This is a genomic window from Mycolicibacterium sp. 624 (assembly GCF_040548615.1).
Taxonomy (GTDB): domain Bacteria; phylum Actinomycetota; class Actinomycetes; order Mycobacteriales; family Mycobacteriaceae; genus Mycobacterium.
Window position 1 is genome coordinate 146,845 of the sequence record NZ_JBEPRZ010000010.1, and the last position, 17,295, is coordinate 164,139.

Below are 17,295 nucleotides of genomic sequence, written 5' to 3' on the forward strand. Positions count from 1 at the left end.
GCCTGGGAATCACGGTGTGAACGTGTCAGCGGGTCCGTGGAATCGCGGCGGCGTCAGACGCCGGTTCAGGGTCGCTGCTGACCACCGCATCGGTGTGGAGTTCCGGTGGCGGCCTGCGGAACCCGCGGGTGAGAACCAGGAGGTAGACCAATCCCAGTCCCACCCAGATGCCGCCCAGCACCTTGGCGGTGCTGTCCAGTGACAACAACAGGAAGATGTCCACGGCTGCGCCGATCATGGGACACACGACATAGATCAACGGATTGAGCTTCTCGTGAGCGCGGTTTCGTAGGAAGTACGCCAGGACCGACACATTGACCATGGTGAAGCCGAGGAACGCCCCGAAGTTGATGAATGAGGTTGACACCGTCAGTGTCAACCAGATCGCGCCGAGGCCGATGACACCACAGACGAGGATGCCGTTGATCGGTGTGAGGTAGCGCTCCGACAGCTTGGCGAAGAACCGTCGCGGGAAGACCCCGTCGCGTCCCATGGCGTACATCAGTCGTGCCGAACTCGCTTGAGCGGCAATGCCCGCCGTGAACTGCTGGCACACCAGGGCCGCCAGGAAGATGGCAGCGAAGAGGTTTCCGCCGATGGTCTTGGCGATATCCGACCCGATGGAATCGGAGAGTTCACTGCCCGGCTCGATGATCGACAACAGATAGAGAGTGAAGATGAAGATTGCGCCGCCGATCAGCGCGATGAGCACGATGCCTCGGGGAATGTTCCGCTCGGCGTTCTTCGTCTCCTCGCTCAGGGTGCTCACCGCGTCGAATCCCAGGAACAAGTACGCCGCCACCGCGGCGCCCGCGGCGATGGGCCCCAGTTGCTCGACCACGCCGATGAACGGTTGCAGGGTGAACATCGCCCCCGCGCCGCCTCCGCCCCAGATGTGGGCCATCGAGAACACCAGGTAGAAGCCCAGGACCAGGACTTCGAACAGCACGAACAGGAAGTTGGCCCGGTCAGCCACCTTGATCCCGAAGTAGTTGATGAGGGTGGTCAACGCGACGAACGCGATGACCCATACCGCCTTGGGAACGCCGGGGAACTGCGCTGACAGGTATTCCGCACCGACCAGCCAGATGACCAGCGGGATGAACAGGTAGTCCAGCAGGATCGACCATCCGACCATGAATCCGACGCGCGGTCCGATTGTCTTGCGTGCGTACGTGTATGCGCTGCCGGACGCTGGGTGGCGGCGCGCCATGGTGCCATAACTGATGGCGGTGAACAGGATCGCGACGGTGGCCAGAACCATGGCGCCCGCGGCGGCGCCCTGGCTCTTGGTCGCGATGACCCCGAAGATGCCGATGCCGATGAGAGGGCCCATGTAGGCCAGGCCGAAGAAGACCACCGATCGCAGCCCGAGGGTGGGCTCCATATGCGGCGTGGATGCCGGTTGATTCATTACTGCTCCTGATCGCAGCGAAGAGAATGGGGCGCCGAGACGTCGGCGTAGTCGGCGGCGCAGCGAGTCTGCCGCGGCGTTGGAGTGAGGTGCGCGTGGTGTCCGGCCGATCGACGGTGCGACCGGCCGGACGGGCCGAGCAGGCTAGTGGCAGCTGTCGGCACCTCCGGAATTACAGTGGCCGCCATCCTGTTTGGGGATGTTGAGCACGGGACTGCGGTCGAAGAAGCCGTGCGGCTTGAGCGCGAACTTCACGTAGTCGACGGGCATGACAGGCCAGTCCTCGGGCCGCGGGAAGTGTGTGATGGCGAATGCGTGCCACAGGACGACGTCGGCCTGCTCGAGATTGCGGTCGTTGGCCATCCACTGCGGGAGGCCTGCGCCGCCAGGATGCTGGTTGACGAGATCGCCTGCGGGATAACGCTCCTCGGGGTCATAGGCGGTGACCCACAGGTGCTTCGTGGCGTAGTTCGCGCGGGCACTGATGCTGGAGTTCTCGTCGGCGAGCATGGTGGGGCTGTCATGCGGGTAGAGCGCATAGGCCGGATGCTGGTCGAGGCGATTGGTCTTGTCCTTGTTGATGACGTGCCATGTCCGACTTCGTGTCGAATCGGCCAACCGACCGCCCTCGGACTCCGATGCGATCGGGGTGACGGTGTTGGTGAATGCGTTGCCCCACGGGTTGTCTGGGCCCATCGGGACGCGCTTGGCATCGATCTCGACCACGCTGTTGTTCACGCCGTCGACCATCATGTCCAAGCGTGCGCAGAACATGTGCTGGTGATACGGCGCCCCGACACCGGGGCCGACTTCACTGGCATACGGGTAGTCAGTTCCGGGATACGACGACGGGAACAGCACCCCGGTGAGCTTCGCCTCGCATTCGATGGTGCCGTCGAGGTACAGGTACCAGTAGAACCCGTAGTCGTAGTTGCCCACGGTCGTGAAGGAGCTGATCACCAACCGTCGAGAGCGCCGCACGTCGGACGTCTTGGTGTAGTGGTCGGTGTGCTTCCACAGCGTGCCGAAGTCCTCTTCGTGCATGCAGATCGCATTCGTGATGGTCTGCGGGTTGCCGGACTCATCGGCGAGGGCGGCATCGAAGTAGTGGATGTCCCCAAGACAGTCGCAGCCCAGCTTCAACGAGTTGGTGAATCGGCCGAACAGGTACTCGCCGGTGTCGAAGTAGTTCTGCCAGTATCGCGTTGGGGAGGGATCCGCGTAGGGAACCACCATCTCGGCGATCGACGCGCGGTAGAGAACCGGCCTGTCCACCCCACCGTCGGTGAAGGTCAGCTGACGCAGGATCAGACCCTCGCGCGCGTCGAACGACACCCGGAACTTCCAGTTCGCCCATTCCACGCTGGCGCCGTCCACGGTGAACGACGGTCCCTCGGGCTGGGTGATCTCGATCGGCTTCAGCGTGTTCAGCGTCGGGCCGCAGTACTCGGCCTGGTGAAAGTTGGTGGTCTCCTCGGGAACCGGCAGATGGCGATCATCGACGACCTCGATGACCTCCTGGGCGACCGTGTCGACGTAGGCGCAGACACCGTCGACGGGACGTGCCCAGATCATGTCGTCCGGGCTCTCCCGATAGAAGCCGAGACAGCGGATGACGCGGCGTCCGTGCTCATTGGCGTGCCCGTAGTGTCCCGCCGAGAGCCCGCACGGCATCACCTTGTCGGGATCGAGTCCGCGCGCACTCATCGCCGCGCGCCAGGTCTCATCGGCCTGCAGGATCGGCACGATCATGTCGTTCTCTTCGATCAGCATCGGCACGTGGCCGTCGGCGCCGTCGACGACCGCCTCCGCCACCACCGCCTGCGCGGTGAGGTCGACCCGTAGATCCTGCGCCAACCCCGACCGCAGGTCGAGGAGCATGACGCGCGCGATCCGCGGCGGGCATGGCGCGGTGCCGGCCTCGTAGGCCAGAACTTCGTGCTTCGGCGGCTCGATCAACCCCACGTAGACGAAGCGCGTGTACGCGCCCATGCGCTCAGGCGTGGACACGATGGTGCGCACCGCGTCGATCTCCTCAGCGGTCAGGCTGGCCAGTACATCAGCCGTGGGAGCCGTTGCCCGTCGTTCATCGAGTGCAGTCACTGGCGTGTTCCTCCAGGGGTCGAGATGGATTTGGGAGTGTGAGGCAGGTCATGCCAAACGTTTGGTAAACGATAAGTCGGAAAGGTCGATCACACAACCCCGCCGTTGCAAATGCTTTGCGATCGGGTCCTCCGCATGCGCGGGTGGAGTCACGACTTGGCAGTTCGATCGCCCGCGCGACGTCGGCGCACACAGGTCGACTTCCGGTGGCGGGCACGGCAGGTGCCGTGAACGTGCCCTCGCTGACGGCGACCGTGTGGCGCAAGACCCGCTGCCCACATCGGCTCTGACCACCGGTTTGCAGGCAAGTGACGACGATCCCGTCTTTATAGCTGGCCAACCCGCCGACGGCAACGCCGTGGCGGGCGACGTTGTGCCCGTTGACGTCGTGGAATGCTGAGTTCAAGCACTCAAGCACTCAAGTGGCACAGGCGATATCGCCTCCGTGCCAGCACCCGCGCGGGGCTCAGCAGTGCATCACGAAGTCGAGGAGCACCTCGACGCCGAACTCCAGCGCCGAGATCGGCACCCGTTCATCGATTCCGTGGAACAGGGCAGCGAAGTCCAAATCCGCGGGCAGCCGCAGCGGAGCGAATCCGAAGCAGCGAATCCCCAACCGCGCGAACGCCTTCGCATCCGTACCCCCGGACAACATGTACGGTACCGGCCTCGCGTCGGGGTCGGCGCGCAACAGGGCCGCGGTCATCGCCTCGACCAGCTCACCGTCGAACGTGGTCTCATACGTCGGCAAGTCGGTGACCCACTCCCGAGTGACGTCTGGACCAAGAAGCTCGTCCACCGCCGCCTCGAAGGCTGCCCGACGACCGGGCAGGATGCGACAGTCGATGATCGCCTGGGCGCTGGCGGGAACCACATTCGCCTTGTAACCCGCCTGCAGCATCGTCGGGTTCGCGGTGTCGCGCAGCGTCGCTCCGATGATCCGCGATATCGACCCCAGCTTTGCGATGGCACCTTCGAGATCGTCGCCCTCGAATCCGTACCCGGTCTCCTCACTGATCGCGGCGAGCAGCTGCGTCACGGGCTCGGTCAGTACGACGGGGAACTCGTGCTCGCCCAGCCGCGCCACCGCCTTGGCCACCGTCGTCACCGCATTGTGGTCGTGGGTGAACGAGCCGTGGCCCGGTTGACCACGCGAGGTCAGGCGCATCCACGACATGCTCTTCTCCGCGGTCTCAATCAAGTACAACCTGCGGTCACCACCGTCGCGCCGTGGGATCGTCAACGAGAATCCGCCCACCTCACCGATCGCCTCCGTCACCCCGTCGAAGAGGTCTGGGCGATGATCGACAAGCCACTGCGCACCGTACTTGCTGCCCGCCTCCTCGTCGGCAACGAATGCAAAGACCAAATCCCTTGGCGGCACGATGTTCTCGCGCTTCAGATACCGCGCAACCGCGATCACCATACCCACCATGTTCTTCATGTCGACCGCGCCGCGGCCCCACACGTAACCGTCCTCCACCACGCCCGAGAACGGATGCACGCTCCAATCAGCCGCCTCGGCGGGCACAACGTCGAGGTGACCGTGAATCAGCAACGCGCCGCGGGTTGGGTCCGAGCCGGCCAGGCGGGTCACGAGATTGCCTCGCCCGGGCGCACCACCCTCGACGTACTCGGTGCGGTACCCCACCTCTTCGAGCTTCTCCGCCACCCAGTGTGCGCAGTCCCGTTCACCGTTCGTGGTCTCGGGATCGCCGGTGTTGGACGTGTCGAACTGGATCAGGGTGCTCACCAGATCGACGACCTCGTCGACGGCACTGACCATCCTGCCCACCTCCAATCTTCGACGGACCGGATGCCGCCGCTCGCACGCTCGAGCGCGCACGACGCACCCGTCGTCGAAGTACGGGCTCGACTCGACGTCGAACACACGGTAGATCGATGCCAAACGATTGGCAAGTGGCCGAATGCTTGCTACGTTTGTCCGTGTCACACCGCGCCGGATTCGAGGAGAAACGATGACCGCCAGTACCGCCGCCCCGACCGACCTGGTGACCGACTCGTGGATCGACCGCGAGTGGAGATCGGGTGACCGAGTCTTCGACACGATCAACCCCTCGACGGCCCATCCGCTTGCCGCAGTGAGCGCGGCGAGCATCGGCGACGTCGACATCGCCGTCAGCGCCGCGCAGCGGGCATACGGCAGGTACGCCCGCGAGACTGCCCACACCCGGGCGGGATGGGCCCGCTCAGCGGCCGCGGCCATCCGGTCGAACGCCGAGCGTCTGGCCACGGTCCTGTCCAGTGAACACGGTAAGCCGATCACCGAGGCACGCGGCGAGATCGCCTTCGCCGCCGCCGGTTTCGACAGCGCCGCCGACGCGGTGCTGTCCGCCTCCGGTGACGTGCCTCATGTTCAGGATCCACACAAGCGGGTGCTCGTGCGTCGCACCGGGATCGGTGTCTGGGCCGTCATCACTCCGTGGAACTTCCCGGTCAACATCCCGGTCGAGTACATCGGCCCCGGTTTGGTCAGCGGCAACGCGGTCGTGTGGAAACCGGCGCCCACCACCGCCGCGGTCGCCGCCGAACTGCGTAAAGTGCTGCTGGAGGCGGACTTTCCGCAGGAACTGTTGCAGTTGATTCTGACCGATGAGGTGGCGACCGCCAACCACCTGGTCACGCACCCAGGAGTCGTCGCCGTCGGTTTCACCGGCGGGAGCACCACCGGACATGCGATCGCCAAGGCCGCATGGGACAAGCGCCTGCTGCTCGAGTTGGGCGGTAACTCCCCCATCGTCGTGCTACCCGACGCCGACCTGGAGCGCACCGCCGAGGCAATCGGCGCGTCCGCGTTCTTCAACGCCGGGCAGGTCTGCAGCGCCGCAGGCAAGATTCTGACCACCGCCGGATTCGCCGACGATCTCGCTGCGGCACTGACTGAACAGGCTGTCCGCAGGGTCAGCGGATCACCGCTCGACGACTCGACCACCCTGGGACCGGTCCATCTGGCAGCCAGCATCGACCGATTCGACACCCTCATCGAGAACGCCGTCACCAACGGCGCCACGGTGCTCACCGGCGGTGCGGCGATCACCGGTGACGGTTACTACTACCCCGCCACGGTCCTGACCAATGTCACCAAAGACTCCCGGATCTTCACCGAGGAGACGTTCGGGCCGGTGGCCTCGATCTCCGTCCTCGGCGACGAGGATCAGCTTCTCGCCGCCGCGAACTCCGGGGACTTGGGCCTGGTCGGGGCCGTGTTCACCACCAACGTCTCCAAGGCGTTCGCGATGGCCGAGCAGATCGACTGCGGTCTGGTCGTCGTCAACGACACCACCAACTACTGGGAGTACAGCGTCCCGTTCGGTGGCGCGGCAGGTCGGCTGTCGGGCCGCGGCCGTCTCGGCAGCCGGTACGCCCTCGACGAGTTCACCCAGGTGAAGGCCATAGCGGTGGACATCCGGTGACCGTTCACGCTCCAGCCACCCTCGTCGAGCCGACCCGGATCGACGAGGACTTGGCTCAACTGGCCTCGTTGATCGATGACACGACGCCCGGCTACACCCGCCAGGCGCTGACCGACATCGACATCGCCGGCCGTCAATGGGTACTGCGCCGCTTCCGGGACGCCGGTCTCGATTCGAGGATCGATGCCGCAGGCAACGTCATCGGCATTCTGCCCGGCACCAACCCGGCCGCCGGCACGCTGATGACCGGTTCCCACACCGACACTGTCGAGGGCGGTGGACGCTTCGACGGCAACGTCGGCGTCGTGGCCGCACTCGAAGCCGTGCGCACGCTGCGCGAGACAGGCACGACGCTCACGCACGACCTGATGGTCGTCGACTTCTTCGCTGAGGAGCCCAACCGCTTCGGGCTCAGCTGTCTGGGTTCTCGCGCACTCATGGGGCACCTGAGCGCGGCAGACCTGAACCGCCGCGACGAGCACGGCACCCGACTGGGCGACGCACTGCCAGGCGCCGGCCTCAACGCCGTCGACATGCTCAGTGCCGCTGTGGAAACCGGCACCATCCGGGCCTTCCTCGAACTGCACATAGAGCAGGGCCCCTACCTGGAGGCCCACGGCAGCCAGATCGGTCTCGTCACCTCCATCACCGGAATCACCCGATTTCGCGGTCTGTTCAGTGGACGGCGCGATCACGCAGGCACGACACCGATGAGCCATCGCCGCGACGCGGGCTGCGCCGCAGCCGGAACCGTGCTGGCCATTGAGGCGATCGCGTCGTCGCACCCCGACGGGCGGGGCACCACAGGCGCGGTCACCTTCTCCCCCACCGCCGTCAACGTCATCACCGAGACCGCCACCCTCACGGGCGAATTCCGCAGCCCAGACCTGGACTGGCTCGCCGACGCCGCCTCCCAGCTCGACGTCGCCGCGCAGGCCCAGGCGAGCCAACGCGGTGTGGAACTACAGCTCGACTGGGTCCCCAGCGAGAGCCCGGCGCTCATGGACACCTCGCTGTTGGACATCTGCGCGGGCGCCACCGAAGACCTCGGCCTGCATCAGTCCCGCCTCTACAGCGGAGCCGAACACGATGCGGCCATCATCGCCAAACACATCCCCACCGCCATGATCTTCATCCCCTCCCAAGACGGTCGCAGCCACTGCCCCGAGGAGTTCACCCACGCAGCGGAGATCGTCGACGGAGCCACCGTGCTCCTCAACGCTCTGATACGCATCGACAAGGCCGCCACCGCGGGACGGGCACGTTAGGATCCACCAGCAACAACGACTCGAACGCACATGACGACACCACCCCGAGGACGCACCCTGCCTCAACTGAGCATGAAACAGCTCGCCGAACTCGCCGGCCTCGACGTCTCCACCGTGTCGCGGGCGCTTCGGGGTGACAACAAACGAGTCGCCGCGGCCACCATCGCCCGCGTTCAGCAGCTCGCCGAGCAGACCGGCTTCGTCGCCGACCCCAACGGTGCGAACCTGCGCAGCGGCCGCACCCACCTGCTCGGTGTCGTGGTCTCCCGGCTCACCGACATCGTGATGGGCATGGTCGTCACGGCGATCGACGAGGCCGCCCGCAGCCGCGGCTACCTCTCCACCGTCGTCGCCACCCACGACAACACCGACACCCGCACGACGGCGATATCGACCCTGCTCGGGCGTCGAGTCGATGGGCTCATCCTCTGCGATTCCCAGATCGGCAACGAGATCCCGCACCAACTCGCCAACCACGCGATGCCGTTCGTGTTCGCCATGCGCGGCTGCGACGATGAGCTGTCCTTCGCCGCCGATGACGTGTACGGCGGCCATCTGGTCGCTGCGCACTTCCTGGAGAACGGCCACCGCGACATCGCCGTCATCCCCGGACCTCCGCAAGCCCGCACCGCCGTCGACCGCGTCCAGGGATTCACCACCACGGTCAGGGCCGAATCGGGCGCCCGGCTGCGGATCGCACCACACGGCGGCTTCCAGGTGGAGGACGGATTCGACGCCGTCACAGCACTACTGGCCGACCGCGCCGCACCGCCGACCGCCATCTTCTGCACGAACGACCACACGGCGATCGGCGCCTCACGGGCACTCGTCAACGCCGGACTCAAGATCGGCCGTGACACCGCCGTCGCCGGCTACAACGACCTGCCCCAGTCGGCCTACCTCGAGACACCGCTGACAAGCGTCCGGACCGACATCACCCGCATGGGCCACGCCGCGGCAGAACAACTCATCGAACTCATCGAGAAGCGCACCGCGACCTCCCTCATCATCAAGCCCAAGCTGATCGTCCGCGATTCCACCAGCACTCCGCGTCGATGAGGGAGCAAAGCGTCAGCGGCGTCCCGAAACAGTCCACGTAGTCCGTGGTCCTCGAGATCCTGCAGTGGGTGGGCCTGGTCGCCTTTGCGGCCTCGGGCGCGCTGGTGGGTGTGTCCAAGCGACTCGACCTCTTCGGGGTCTGCGCCGTCGCAGCCTTCACGGGCGTCGGCGGCGGTGTGCTGCGCGATGTCCTGCTTGGCATCACCCCACCGACCTCGCTGAGCAGCTGGCCGGTCTTCGGCGCCGTCCTCGGCACAGCTCTCGCCGTCTTCGCACTCCCGCCGCTGTTCGGCCGCTTACGCCGCGAGGTCCTCATCCTCGATGCACTGGGGATGGGTCTGTTCGCGAGCACCGGGACCGCCGTCGCCCTCGCACACGGAGCACTTCCCCTGGCGGCGTGCCTGGTTGGAGCTACCACCGCCATCGGCGGAGGGGTGTTGCGCGACATTCTCGTCAATGAGATCCCACTGCTGCTCCACGCCGATCTGTATGCCGTGCCGGCCCTGGTGGGATCGGCCATGGTCGCCACCGCGCATGCGGCGTCGATGAGCGGAGGCGTGGCGCTCATCGTCGGAACCGTGGCCGCGACCGGACTGCGGCTTCTCGCACTGTGGCGCGGGTGGAGCCTTCCGAAACCACGGCAAACGTAGGTTCTCAAATTCAGTGTCATATGCGACAGGGCTTGAGCTGCAGCGATCGGCGGTGTCTCTCCGGATGTCATACGGAATCTGTCTCAGATTCGTGTCATCTCCGCGGCCGCACCGAGAAGCGGCTCTCACCCGCTGCGAACCGCAGCGGAACCAACCCACTTCCAATCCTCACGTGACGCCATCCAGCCCTACCCCAGGATGCAGGTCACGATCATTGCGGCAACTGACTTGCCGGCTCAGAATTGGCACGCCTCACGCGATTGTTTATCGCGCCGAGGTTCGCGAATCTCGCGAAGCCGCAGCGCCCATCCCGGGCGGCGCGCACCATCACTGATGACAACGCCTCGCCGCGACTGACTGTGGCGGTGGAGGCCTTCCAGCTGAGGCCGGCCGGTGGGGGGATCTCGGTCGGCCTCAGCGCTGCAGTCCCTCAACTGGACGAGCTGGCGGCATCAGCCGCCGAGTACTCGGTGGCGGCTGTGACTGATTCGATGCGCCGGAACTGCCGGGTGAGCGAGAACGCAGCCGGCCGCGTCGCCAGTAGTGGTTTGAACCAGCGCGCGAAATTCGGCTGCCGCCGCTTCGGTTTCACGCAGCATCGGGGTCTCGACAAGTGACATGTGCGCCGAGCCGACAGCGACGCCGCGGTGAGCCAATTCGATCCGCAGCGCGTTGGCGAACTGCTCGACTGCTCGGTACCCGCATTGGCTGCAGGTTCTCAGCTCCGACGACATATGGCATACCCGGGGGGCCTGCGCGATTGCGAACTGTTTCACGACGACTCCGCCGCCGCTGTCTAACGAACCCGTTCAATTCCTAGACCCCGTGTGCAACCTCGACCGGTGTTGTCTCGTTTACAAAGAGACGAGGTTGATCAGATCCTGTCTCAGATGGTCGCGGTGCGGCGGTTCAGCGTCAGGGCAAGGTGTCATGATGGTGGCATTGGTTTCCGCCGTTTCTTTTCGCGCGGTACATGGCCATGTCGGCGGCGGCGATCAGGCTATTCGTGGCTTCGCCGAGGTCCTGGTGAGTTAGCCGGTCCAGCTTCATCCACGAGGTACCTACGCTGACGGTCGCGGGTACCGGCAGTTTCTCAATCGTGGTGCAGAGGTGCTCGTAGTGGATGATGTCGCCCGATGATGACAAGAGATCAGCGACGAGGAATTCTTCGCCGCCGCTGCGCGCGACGATCGCTGTCGGGGAAACGGTGGCTCGTAGTGCGTCAGCGACGGTGACGAGCGCGTGGTCGCCGGCGGCATGTCCGTGCGTGTCGTTGAGCAGCTTGAAGTTGTCGATGTCGAGGAGGGCTATGCATAGGTATCTCCCCGGGCTGGCCTGTGAGACTTGAGCTGATAGTTGTCTGCGGAATGCGCGACGATTCAGCAGTCCGGTCAGCGGGTCGAGATCGGCGACAGCCAGGTCTCTTTTCACTGTCCGCAGCAAGGTATGAATAGCGACCGCTACGGCGATGTTTGCTTGCAGTACCAAGAATAGATCGACCGTTGACAGCGCAATGCGGCCTTGGCTGGCCAGTTGCACAGTCGGGGTAAGCGCCACTGCGGTGATAACAAGAAAAACGCCGAGGACCACTCTGGTGGAATGAAAGAACGCCGCGTAGCCGGCGATGGCGGTGAAGGCAACACATCCCAGCAGCGCAGCCAATGGATCTGGGTAGGCCAAGCACGCCAGTGAGATCGATCCGGTGGTCACTGCAACGAACACGATCGATTGGGTACGCGACGGCCAGCGCCACAGCCATAGCACCGCGCTCGCGACACCTCCACCGGCGGCGAGCCACATCATCGTTTGCGCTGGCTGGGTCCGCGGGCCGCCGGCCTCGATGATCAGAATGATCACCGCCATCGCCATCGCCATCGCCATCGCCGCGACGGAAAAGCGCACCGCGCGCAGCGCACCACGCGCTCGGAGGAAGGCACTGACCCACTCGTAGTGCTGAAGCCTTTGCTGCCGGCACATCGCTCGCCACTCCATGATCTGATAACTGCCCCGAAAGTAAAGGCTCCAGCGAACCGCTAATGACACACATTGGCAATTTAGGGAGGCACGTCACACCAGGCTTAAGATTTGTCAGCTGTCGGATCGCGGGTGTTTCAGATGGCGTGGTGGCCTTGTCCCAGGACTTCACCGTTATAGATCACACATGAGTGTCGGCTTGTGATCGTCGGTGTTGAGGAGTTGGGTGAGCTGGGCGGCCAGATTCAATGTTGCTGCGTCAAGGCCTGCGCAGATGTTCTGGTCGAGGTCCTTTTCAGAAGGGTTGGTGAACGCGCTGTTCCACACCGCAGGGACGACTGCGTCGGAGAGGTGCACGCGGGCGCAGTGTTCCACGATCGGCGTGATGCGGCGACAGCCGTGCCGGCGCAGGACTGCGTTGATCTCATCGCGCGCCCGCGAGTAGGCGTAACGGGCGTAGAAGTCGGCGAGTGCCTCGTCGTCCCGAAAATCCCTGAAATTCCAGCCCTCCAGGTCGCTTAGCGCTGTGGCGAGTCGGGTGGCGCTCGCGTAGCCGGCGCCGATAGCTACGGTGGATATCCAGGCGACGAGCTTGCGTTGCTCACCGGGGCCCATGCCGGTGAGGCCGGCGGCGGACGGTCCTTGCCGATGGGGGCTCATGAAGCGTGCCCTCCCCCCAGCGGCGCGCTCGTACCGAGATCGGCGATGTCGGTATCGGATCGGCGGTGTCGGGATTCGGTGGTCGCGTCAGTGAGGCGGCGTTGCAGGTTGTTGCCGTCGATGTCGAGGTCGGGTAGCAGACGATCGAGCCAGGCAGGCAGCCACCAGGCCTTATCACCCAGGGCCGCCATGACGGCGGGCACGAGTGTCATGCGGACCAAGAAGGCGTCAACCAGGATGCCAAAGGCCAGAGTGAAGCCGACCTGAGCGATCATGGGTTCGGGATTGAAGATGAACCCGGCAAACACGCTGGTCATGATGATCGCGGCCGCGGCGACCACTTTGCCGGCCATGCCGAATCCGCGTATCACGGCGCGCTGTCCGTGCTCACCGTGGGTGTGGGCTTCTTTCATCGACGAGACGAGGAACACCTCGTAGTCCATGGCCAGGCCGTAGAGCACGCCGGTGGCGATGATTGGCAGCAGGCATAGCACCGGGGTAGTGGCATGCATCCCGAACAGCGGCTGCAGCCAGCCCCATTGAAACAGTGCAGTGGTCGCGCCGAAGGCCGCACCGATGCTGAGCAGGAATCCCAGGGTGGCTTTCAGCGGTATCAGGATCGAGCGGAACACCACCAGCAGGATCACCAGGGACAGTCCCACCACGACGGCCAGATACACCGGCAGCACGTCGGCAAGTTTGTCGGACACATCGATTCCGAGTGCGGTGAAGCCGGTGACACCGATGTCGGCGCTGGTATGCGCGGCGATCGTCGCGGCATCGTCGCGCAGCGCGGTGACGATATCGGCGGTCTCGGGCGAGGTGGGCCCGGTCTCGGGAATGACGGAGTACAGCACCGTTCTTCCGTCCGCGGCGGCCCCGGCGACGGTCACCGCGGCAACCCCGTCGATACGGTGCAGATCCTTGGCGATCGCCGCGGTCGCGGCAGGGGGCAGCGGTGCGTCGTCGCGATGGGTGGCCACTACGACCAGTGGGCCGTTGAATCCGGGGCCGAACGCCTCGGCCACCACGTCGAAGCTCTGCCGTTGGGCAGTGTCGGGGTGATAGCTCGCACCCGAGGGCAGGCCCAGATTCATGTTCAGTGCCGGGATTGCGAGTAGGCCCGCTATACCCACGGATGCGGCGATGGCCAGCAGTCGGTGCTTGACGATGATGCGCGACCAGGTGTCGGCGAACCGATGCGCCGATCCGCGGGCAGCCGATGTCGCCGCTGCTCGCTGGCGTGCCGTCGGTGTGCAGGTCCGTTCCCCGACGCATCCGAGCAGTGCGGGCAGCAGCGTCAGCGAGGCCAGGACGGCGATCGCGACGGTGGCCGCGGCTGCTAGTGCCATCGTCGTCAACAACGGGATGCCGACGACGGTCAGTGCCAAAAGCGCGATGATGACCGTCGCGCCGGCGAAAACGACTGCGCTGCCTGTGGTTCCGATCGCGCGTGAGGCCGCGTGGTGTGCGTCGAGCTGATGATCGAGGATGAAGCGGCGCTGCCGGTTCACGACGAAAAGGGCGTAGTCGATACCGACGGCCAGACCGATCATCAGTCCCAGGACCACTGTCAGCGAATGCATCGCGACCAGATTCGACAATGCGAGTGTGCCGCCGACACCGACGACCACTCCAGCCAGCGCGCTGGCCAGGGGCAGCCCGGCGGCCACCAGCGAACCGAGGGTCAGCGTCAGGACCACCGCAGCGACGCCCACCCCAATGACCTCGGCGACGCCGATAATGTCGGGAATCTGGAACATCGCTGCCGAGGGCAGCGCCGCGATACCGTGGCCAGCCACCGCATTCTCGGTGGCGGCGATGACGTGGTCGACGGTTCCCTCCGGTAGCTCGAAGGTCTGCTGATCGAATGCGAACTGCAGTAGCGCGGTCCGCCCGTCGGCGGAGATGCTCACTCCGGGTACCGGTTGGCCATCCACGACCAACGGCTGCGCACTCGATCCTGGCTGCTGTTGCGTGTCACCGTGATTCGACACTGCTGCGGTGGCCTGCAACAGATGACTCTGCGGACCCTTGGCGATCTCGCCTGCCAGCGCCGACCGCGCATCCAGCACATGCGGGCTGGTGTACACGCCATCGACGGCCGACAACAGCGCCGTCAACCGGGCGCCTTCATCGATGCGGCCCCCGTCGGACTGCAGCGCGATGATGCCCTGGCCGCCCACCGACTCCGGCACCTTCACCGCGAGGTCATCAAGTACCTCCTGCGCCGGTGTTCCGTCGATCCGAATCTCGTTACTCAGGGTGGGTGGACTGGTCACCAAAACCGCGGCCACACCGCAGATCAGCACCAGCCACCCGGCCAGCACGACCCACCGATGCCGGTAACACCAACCGCCCACTCGATACAGAAGAAACGACACCAGCACTCCCTCATGGATCTGCGGGCCAGCAGCCTCGCGAACTAATTGATAGTTATCTATCAGCTAGTCTGAATAAGTGATATGCAGATATCAATTAAGGTGGTGGGGTCCACTTATTGGGAGGTTCTATGGCGAAGCGCACACTTCGAGCCGACGCTTTCGCGAGCATCACACGAATCCTCACCGCGGCCCGCACCGTGTTCGCCGCCGATGACGGCTCAGGCACCCTCAACCGCATCGCCGCCGAGGCTGGTGTCGGCATCGCCACCGTCTACCGGCACTTCCCCACCCGTGAGGCACTCGCTAAGGCCGTCTACGACGACCTCTTCACCACCGAAGTGGCTCCTCTCATCAGCGAGTTCGAACGCAGTGACGCGCCCCGAGAAGTCCTGTTGGACATGGCCGAAAACCTCCTCACGGCGCTCGGCCGGCAACGCGGTCTGGTGCTGTCACTGGGCAACATGGCGGATGTGACCGCCGAACTATTCACCCGCAACCTCGACACCATCGCCCCAGCAGTCATCCGCGCCCAACACGTCGGCAACCTCCGACCCGACCTGCACGCCACCGACATCCCCAACCTCCTGGCCATGGTGATCAGCGGACTACAAGGCACCAACCTCGACCGCCACACCCGCCGCCGCTACCTCAGCCTCTTACTAGACGGACTCAACCCCACCGGCGCCCAACAACTCCCCTGAACACCGCCACGTGCCGTCCTTCGCCGAATCAGGAAGGTTCGCACCACCGCGTGTCTCTTCAATCGGGCGAATCCGCCATCGCAACTCCGCCATTAGCCGTGAGATCCCGCCAAGTTGAGGAAGCACCCCACACCCACCCGAAGCGTTGGAGCGAGCGGGCGCGAATCCCATTGCCCTGTCATCTATGACATCCGCATGACATCGCGGATGAGAAAATAACATCGAAGCTCGCGCCCCGTCGGTGCGCACCATCACTGATGACAACGCCTCGCCGCGACTGACTGTGGCGGTGGAGGACTTCCAGCTGAGGCCGGCCGGTGGGGGGATCTCGGTCGGCCTCAGCGCTGCAGATGGGCGAGGTCACTCAACTGGACGAGCTGGCGGTTGTGAAAATGCTCGTCGTCGCGCAGCACGGTGATTCCCCCAGGACGGCTGCGGAAATTCACATAGCCGAGCACATCGATCGGCAGCCGCATGAAGGCACTCACCACGAACGTCAACGCGAAACCGTGGGTCACCACCACCAAATGTGACGCATCGTGGCCAAGTAGATCATCAACAGCTGCGTAGATCCGACCGGCAAACGCGGCCTTTGACTCCGCTCCGGGAATGCCTTCGTCATGGCGCATCCGATCGCCATCGGCTGGGGGCGGCACGAACCGGTCGTTCAGCCACGACTGTGGACGTCCATCAGCGGTGCCGTAAGACTTCTCCCGCAGTCGGGGATCGACGATCGCGGTCACACCCAGCTCGGCGCAGACCGGGTCCGCGGTCTGGATCGCACGCCGAAGATCGGAGGTGGCCACCACGACCTGCTCCCCCGCCGGAACATCGGCCGATACTGCGGCGGCGATCGCAAGTGCATCCCGCACACCGCGGTCGGTGAGACTCGAGTCGTGCCACCCACCCACCACACCGGTGACGTGATGAGTGGCCTCGGGGTGGACAACCACGTGCACTGTGCGCATCGACACCATCCTGCCGCGCACTCTGAAGCCGGCATTACCCAGGAGCCCCCGCGGAATCGCCGGATATGCAGATCCCTCATTCAGCGGACCCCAGCCAGTCACCGACCACGGTGAGGTCAGCTTCAGTCAGCCCCAACGTCGGATCGACCCGATGAAGCAACGCCGCCCCGTCGTGATGTGCCCCGACCCACGCGCGATCGATGTCGGAGATCTCGTCGTCGAGCCAGACGAAGCGACGCCCACCGGCAGCCGCAACCAGCGCCGCCGTTTTCCAATGCAGGGCATCGACGGGATCTTCCAGAGGCGCCTCGGGCAGATCAGCCACTGGTAACGGCGCAAGCCCGAGCAGCGGGGCGATCACCGCATTGGCGTCGTGCATCCACGCCGTAGCCCAGACCAGATCGCAGTCAAGTCTCAACAGACGGCCACCGTGCGCGCGGTCCACACGGGCCAGCCGCGGGTTGCGGTGGCTCTGCCATTCCTGCCAATCAACAAGCGTCGCATCGAGCACCTCCCCATCGCTGGGCAGCAGGGTGCCATCCACGTCCAGAAACAACAGCGCACGCGCGGCCACCCCGACAAACTATCCGGCCGGCCACCCGCCTGAGGTCATCGCCGGTCGTAAACAAGTACTGAGGGATGGGCGCGCAACGAACCCACGGTTTCCGGGTCAGCACAAA

General features: G+C 65.0%; 14 protein-coding genes. 6 read left to right on the forward strand and 8 right to left on the reverse strand.

Translation table 11 applies throughout. The annotated features are described in order from the left end of the window. Nucleotides 1-25: 25 nt before the first annotated feature. The 3 genes from ABIA65_RS30985 to ABIA65_RS30995 all read right to left on the reverse strand — a co-directional run bounded on the left by ABIA65_RS30985 (nt 26) and on the right by ABIA65_RS30995 (nt 5,303). The gene (locus ABIA65_RS30985; RefSeq protein ID WP_241404101.1) at nt 26-1,414 is read right to left on the reverse strand and encodes an APC family permease; all 1,389 of its coding nucleotides are present in this window, start codon (nt 1,412-1,414) and stop codon (nt 26-28) included. Between the two features lie 144 nt (nt 1,415-1,558). After that, complete coding sequence (locus tag ABIA65_RS30990) at nt 1,559-3,517, reverse strand: primary-amine oxidase (protein ID WP_354525960.1); 1,959 nt, start codon at nt 3,515-3,517, stop codon at nt 1,559-1,561. A 466-nt stretch (nt 3,518-3,983) separates the two neighbouring features. Then, nucleotides 3,984-5,303 carry a M20/M25/M40 family metallo-hydrolase gene (locus ABIA65_RS30995; protein WP_354525961.1) on the reverse strand — a complete coding sequence of 440 codons (1,320 nt, stop codon included), beginning with the start codon at nt 5,301-5,303 and terminating at the stop codon, nt 3,984-3,986. Between the two features lie 193 nt (nt 5,304-5,496). Between ABIA65_RS30995 and ABIA65_RS31000 the strand changes: the two genes are divergently transcribed. The 5 genes from ABIA65_RS31000 (at nt 5,497) to ABIA65_RS31020 (ending at nt 10,545) form a co-directional block, all read left to right on the forward strand. Continuing rightward, on the forward strand, nt 5,497-6,951 hold the full coding sequence (locus tag ABIA65_RS31000) for an aldehyde dehydrogenase family protein (RefSeq protein WP_354525962.1): 1,455 nt from the start codon (nt 5,497-5,499) through the stop codon (nt 6,949-6,951). After that, nucleotides 6,948-8,219 carry a M20 family metallo-hydrolase gene (locus tag ABIA65_RS31005; protein ID WP_354525963.1) on the forward strand — a complete coding sequence of 424 codons (1,272 nt, stop codon included), beginning with the start codon at nt 6,948-6,950 and terminating at the stop codon, nt 8,217-8,219. The genes ABIA65_RS31000 and ABIA65_RS31005 overlap by 4 nt, the downstream gene beginning before the upstream one ends. A 72-nt stretch (nt 8,220-8,291) precedes the next feature. After that, nucleotides 8,292-9,278, forward strand: coding sequence for a LacI family DNA-binding transcriptional regulator (locus ABIA65_RS31010; RefSeq protein WP_354525964.1), 987 nt, complete (start codon nt 8,292-8,294; stop codon nt 9,276-9,278). A 44-nt stretch (nt 9,279-9,322) separates the two neighbouring features. After that, nucleotides 9,323-9,928 carry a trimeric intracellular cation channel family protein gene (locus ABIA65_RS31015; protein ID WP_241404095.1) on the forward strand — a complete coding sequence of 202 codons (606 nt, stop codon included), beginning with the start codon at nt 9,323-9,325 and terminating at the stop codon, nt 9,926-9,928. Between the two features lie 242 nt (nt 9,929-10,170). Next, nucleotides 10,171-10,545 (forward strand): hypothetical protein, encoded by a 375-nt coding sequence (locus tag ABIA65_RS31020; protein ID WP_354526025.1) that lies wholly within the window; start codon nt 10,171-10,173, stop codon nt 10,543-10,545. A gap of 298 nt (nt 10,546-10,843) precedes the next feature. On the opposite strand, the gene ABIA65_RS31030 is transcribed toward ABIA65_RS31020, so the two are convergent. The 3 genes from ABIA65_RS31030 to ABIA65_RS31040 form a co-directional block, all read right to left on the reverse strand. Then, nucleotides 10,844-11,971 carry a GGDEF domain-containing protein gene (locus tag ABIA65_RS31030; RefSeq protein ID WP_354525965.1) on the reverse strand — a complete coding sequence of 376 codons (1,128 nt, stop codon included), beginning with the start codon at nt 11,969-11,971 and terminating at the stop codon, nt 10,844-10,846. A 105-nt stretch (nt 11,972-12,076) separates the two neighbouring features. After that, nucleotides 12,077-12,562 (reverse strand): hypothetical protein, encoded by a 486-nt coding sequence (locus tag ABIA65_RS31035; RefSeq protein WP_354525966.1) that lies wholly within the window; start codon nt 12,560-12,562, stop codon nt 12,077-12,079. Further along, a complete protein-coding gene (locus tag ABIA65_RS31040) occupies nt 12,559-14,946 on the reverse strand; it encodes an MMPL family transporter (RefSeq protein WP_354525967.1) in 2,388 nt (795 codons plus the stop codon). Before ABIA65_RS31040 ends, ABIA65_RS31035 begins: the two co-directional genes overlap by 4 nt. A 128-nt stretch (nt 14,947-15,074) precedes the next feature. On the opposite strand from ABIA65_RS31040, the gene ABIA65_RS31045 reads away from it, so the two are divergent. Then, nucleotides 15,075-15,647 (forward strand): TetR/AcrR family transcriptional regulator, encoded by a 573-nt coding sequence (locus ABIA65_RS31045; protein ID WP_241404091.1) that lies wholly within the window; start codon nt 15,075-15,077, stop codon nt 15,645-15,647. Between the two features lie 338 nt (nt 15,648-15,985). Here the strand turns inward: ABIA65_RS31045 and ABIA65_RS31050 are convergent, their stop codons facing one another. Together ABIA65_RS31050 and ABIA65_RS31055 are read right to left on the reverse strand one after the other, a co-directional pair. Then, on the reverse strand, nt 15,986-16,615 hold the full coding sequence (locus tag ABIA65_RS31050) for a histidine phosphatase family protein (protein ID WP_241404090.1): 630 nt from the start codon (nt 16,613-16,615) through the stop codon (nt 15,986-15,988). 76 nt (nt 16,616-16,691) lie between these two features. After that, on the reverse strand, nt 16,692-17,189 hold the full coding sequence (locus ABIA65_RS31055; RefSeq protein WP_354525968.1) for an HAD domain-containing protein: 498 nt from the start codon (nt 17,187-17,189) through the stop codon (nt 16,692-16,694). Nucleotides 17,190-17,295: the final 106 nt, after the last annotated feature.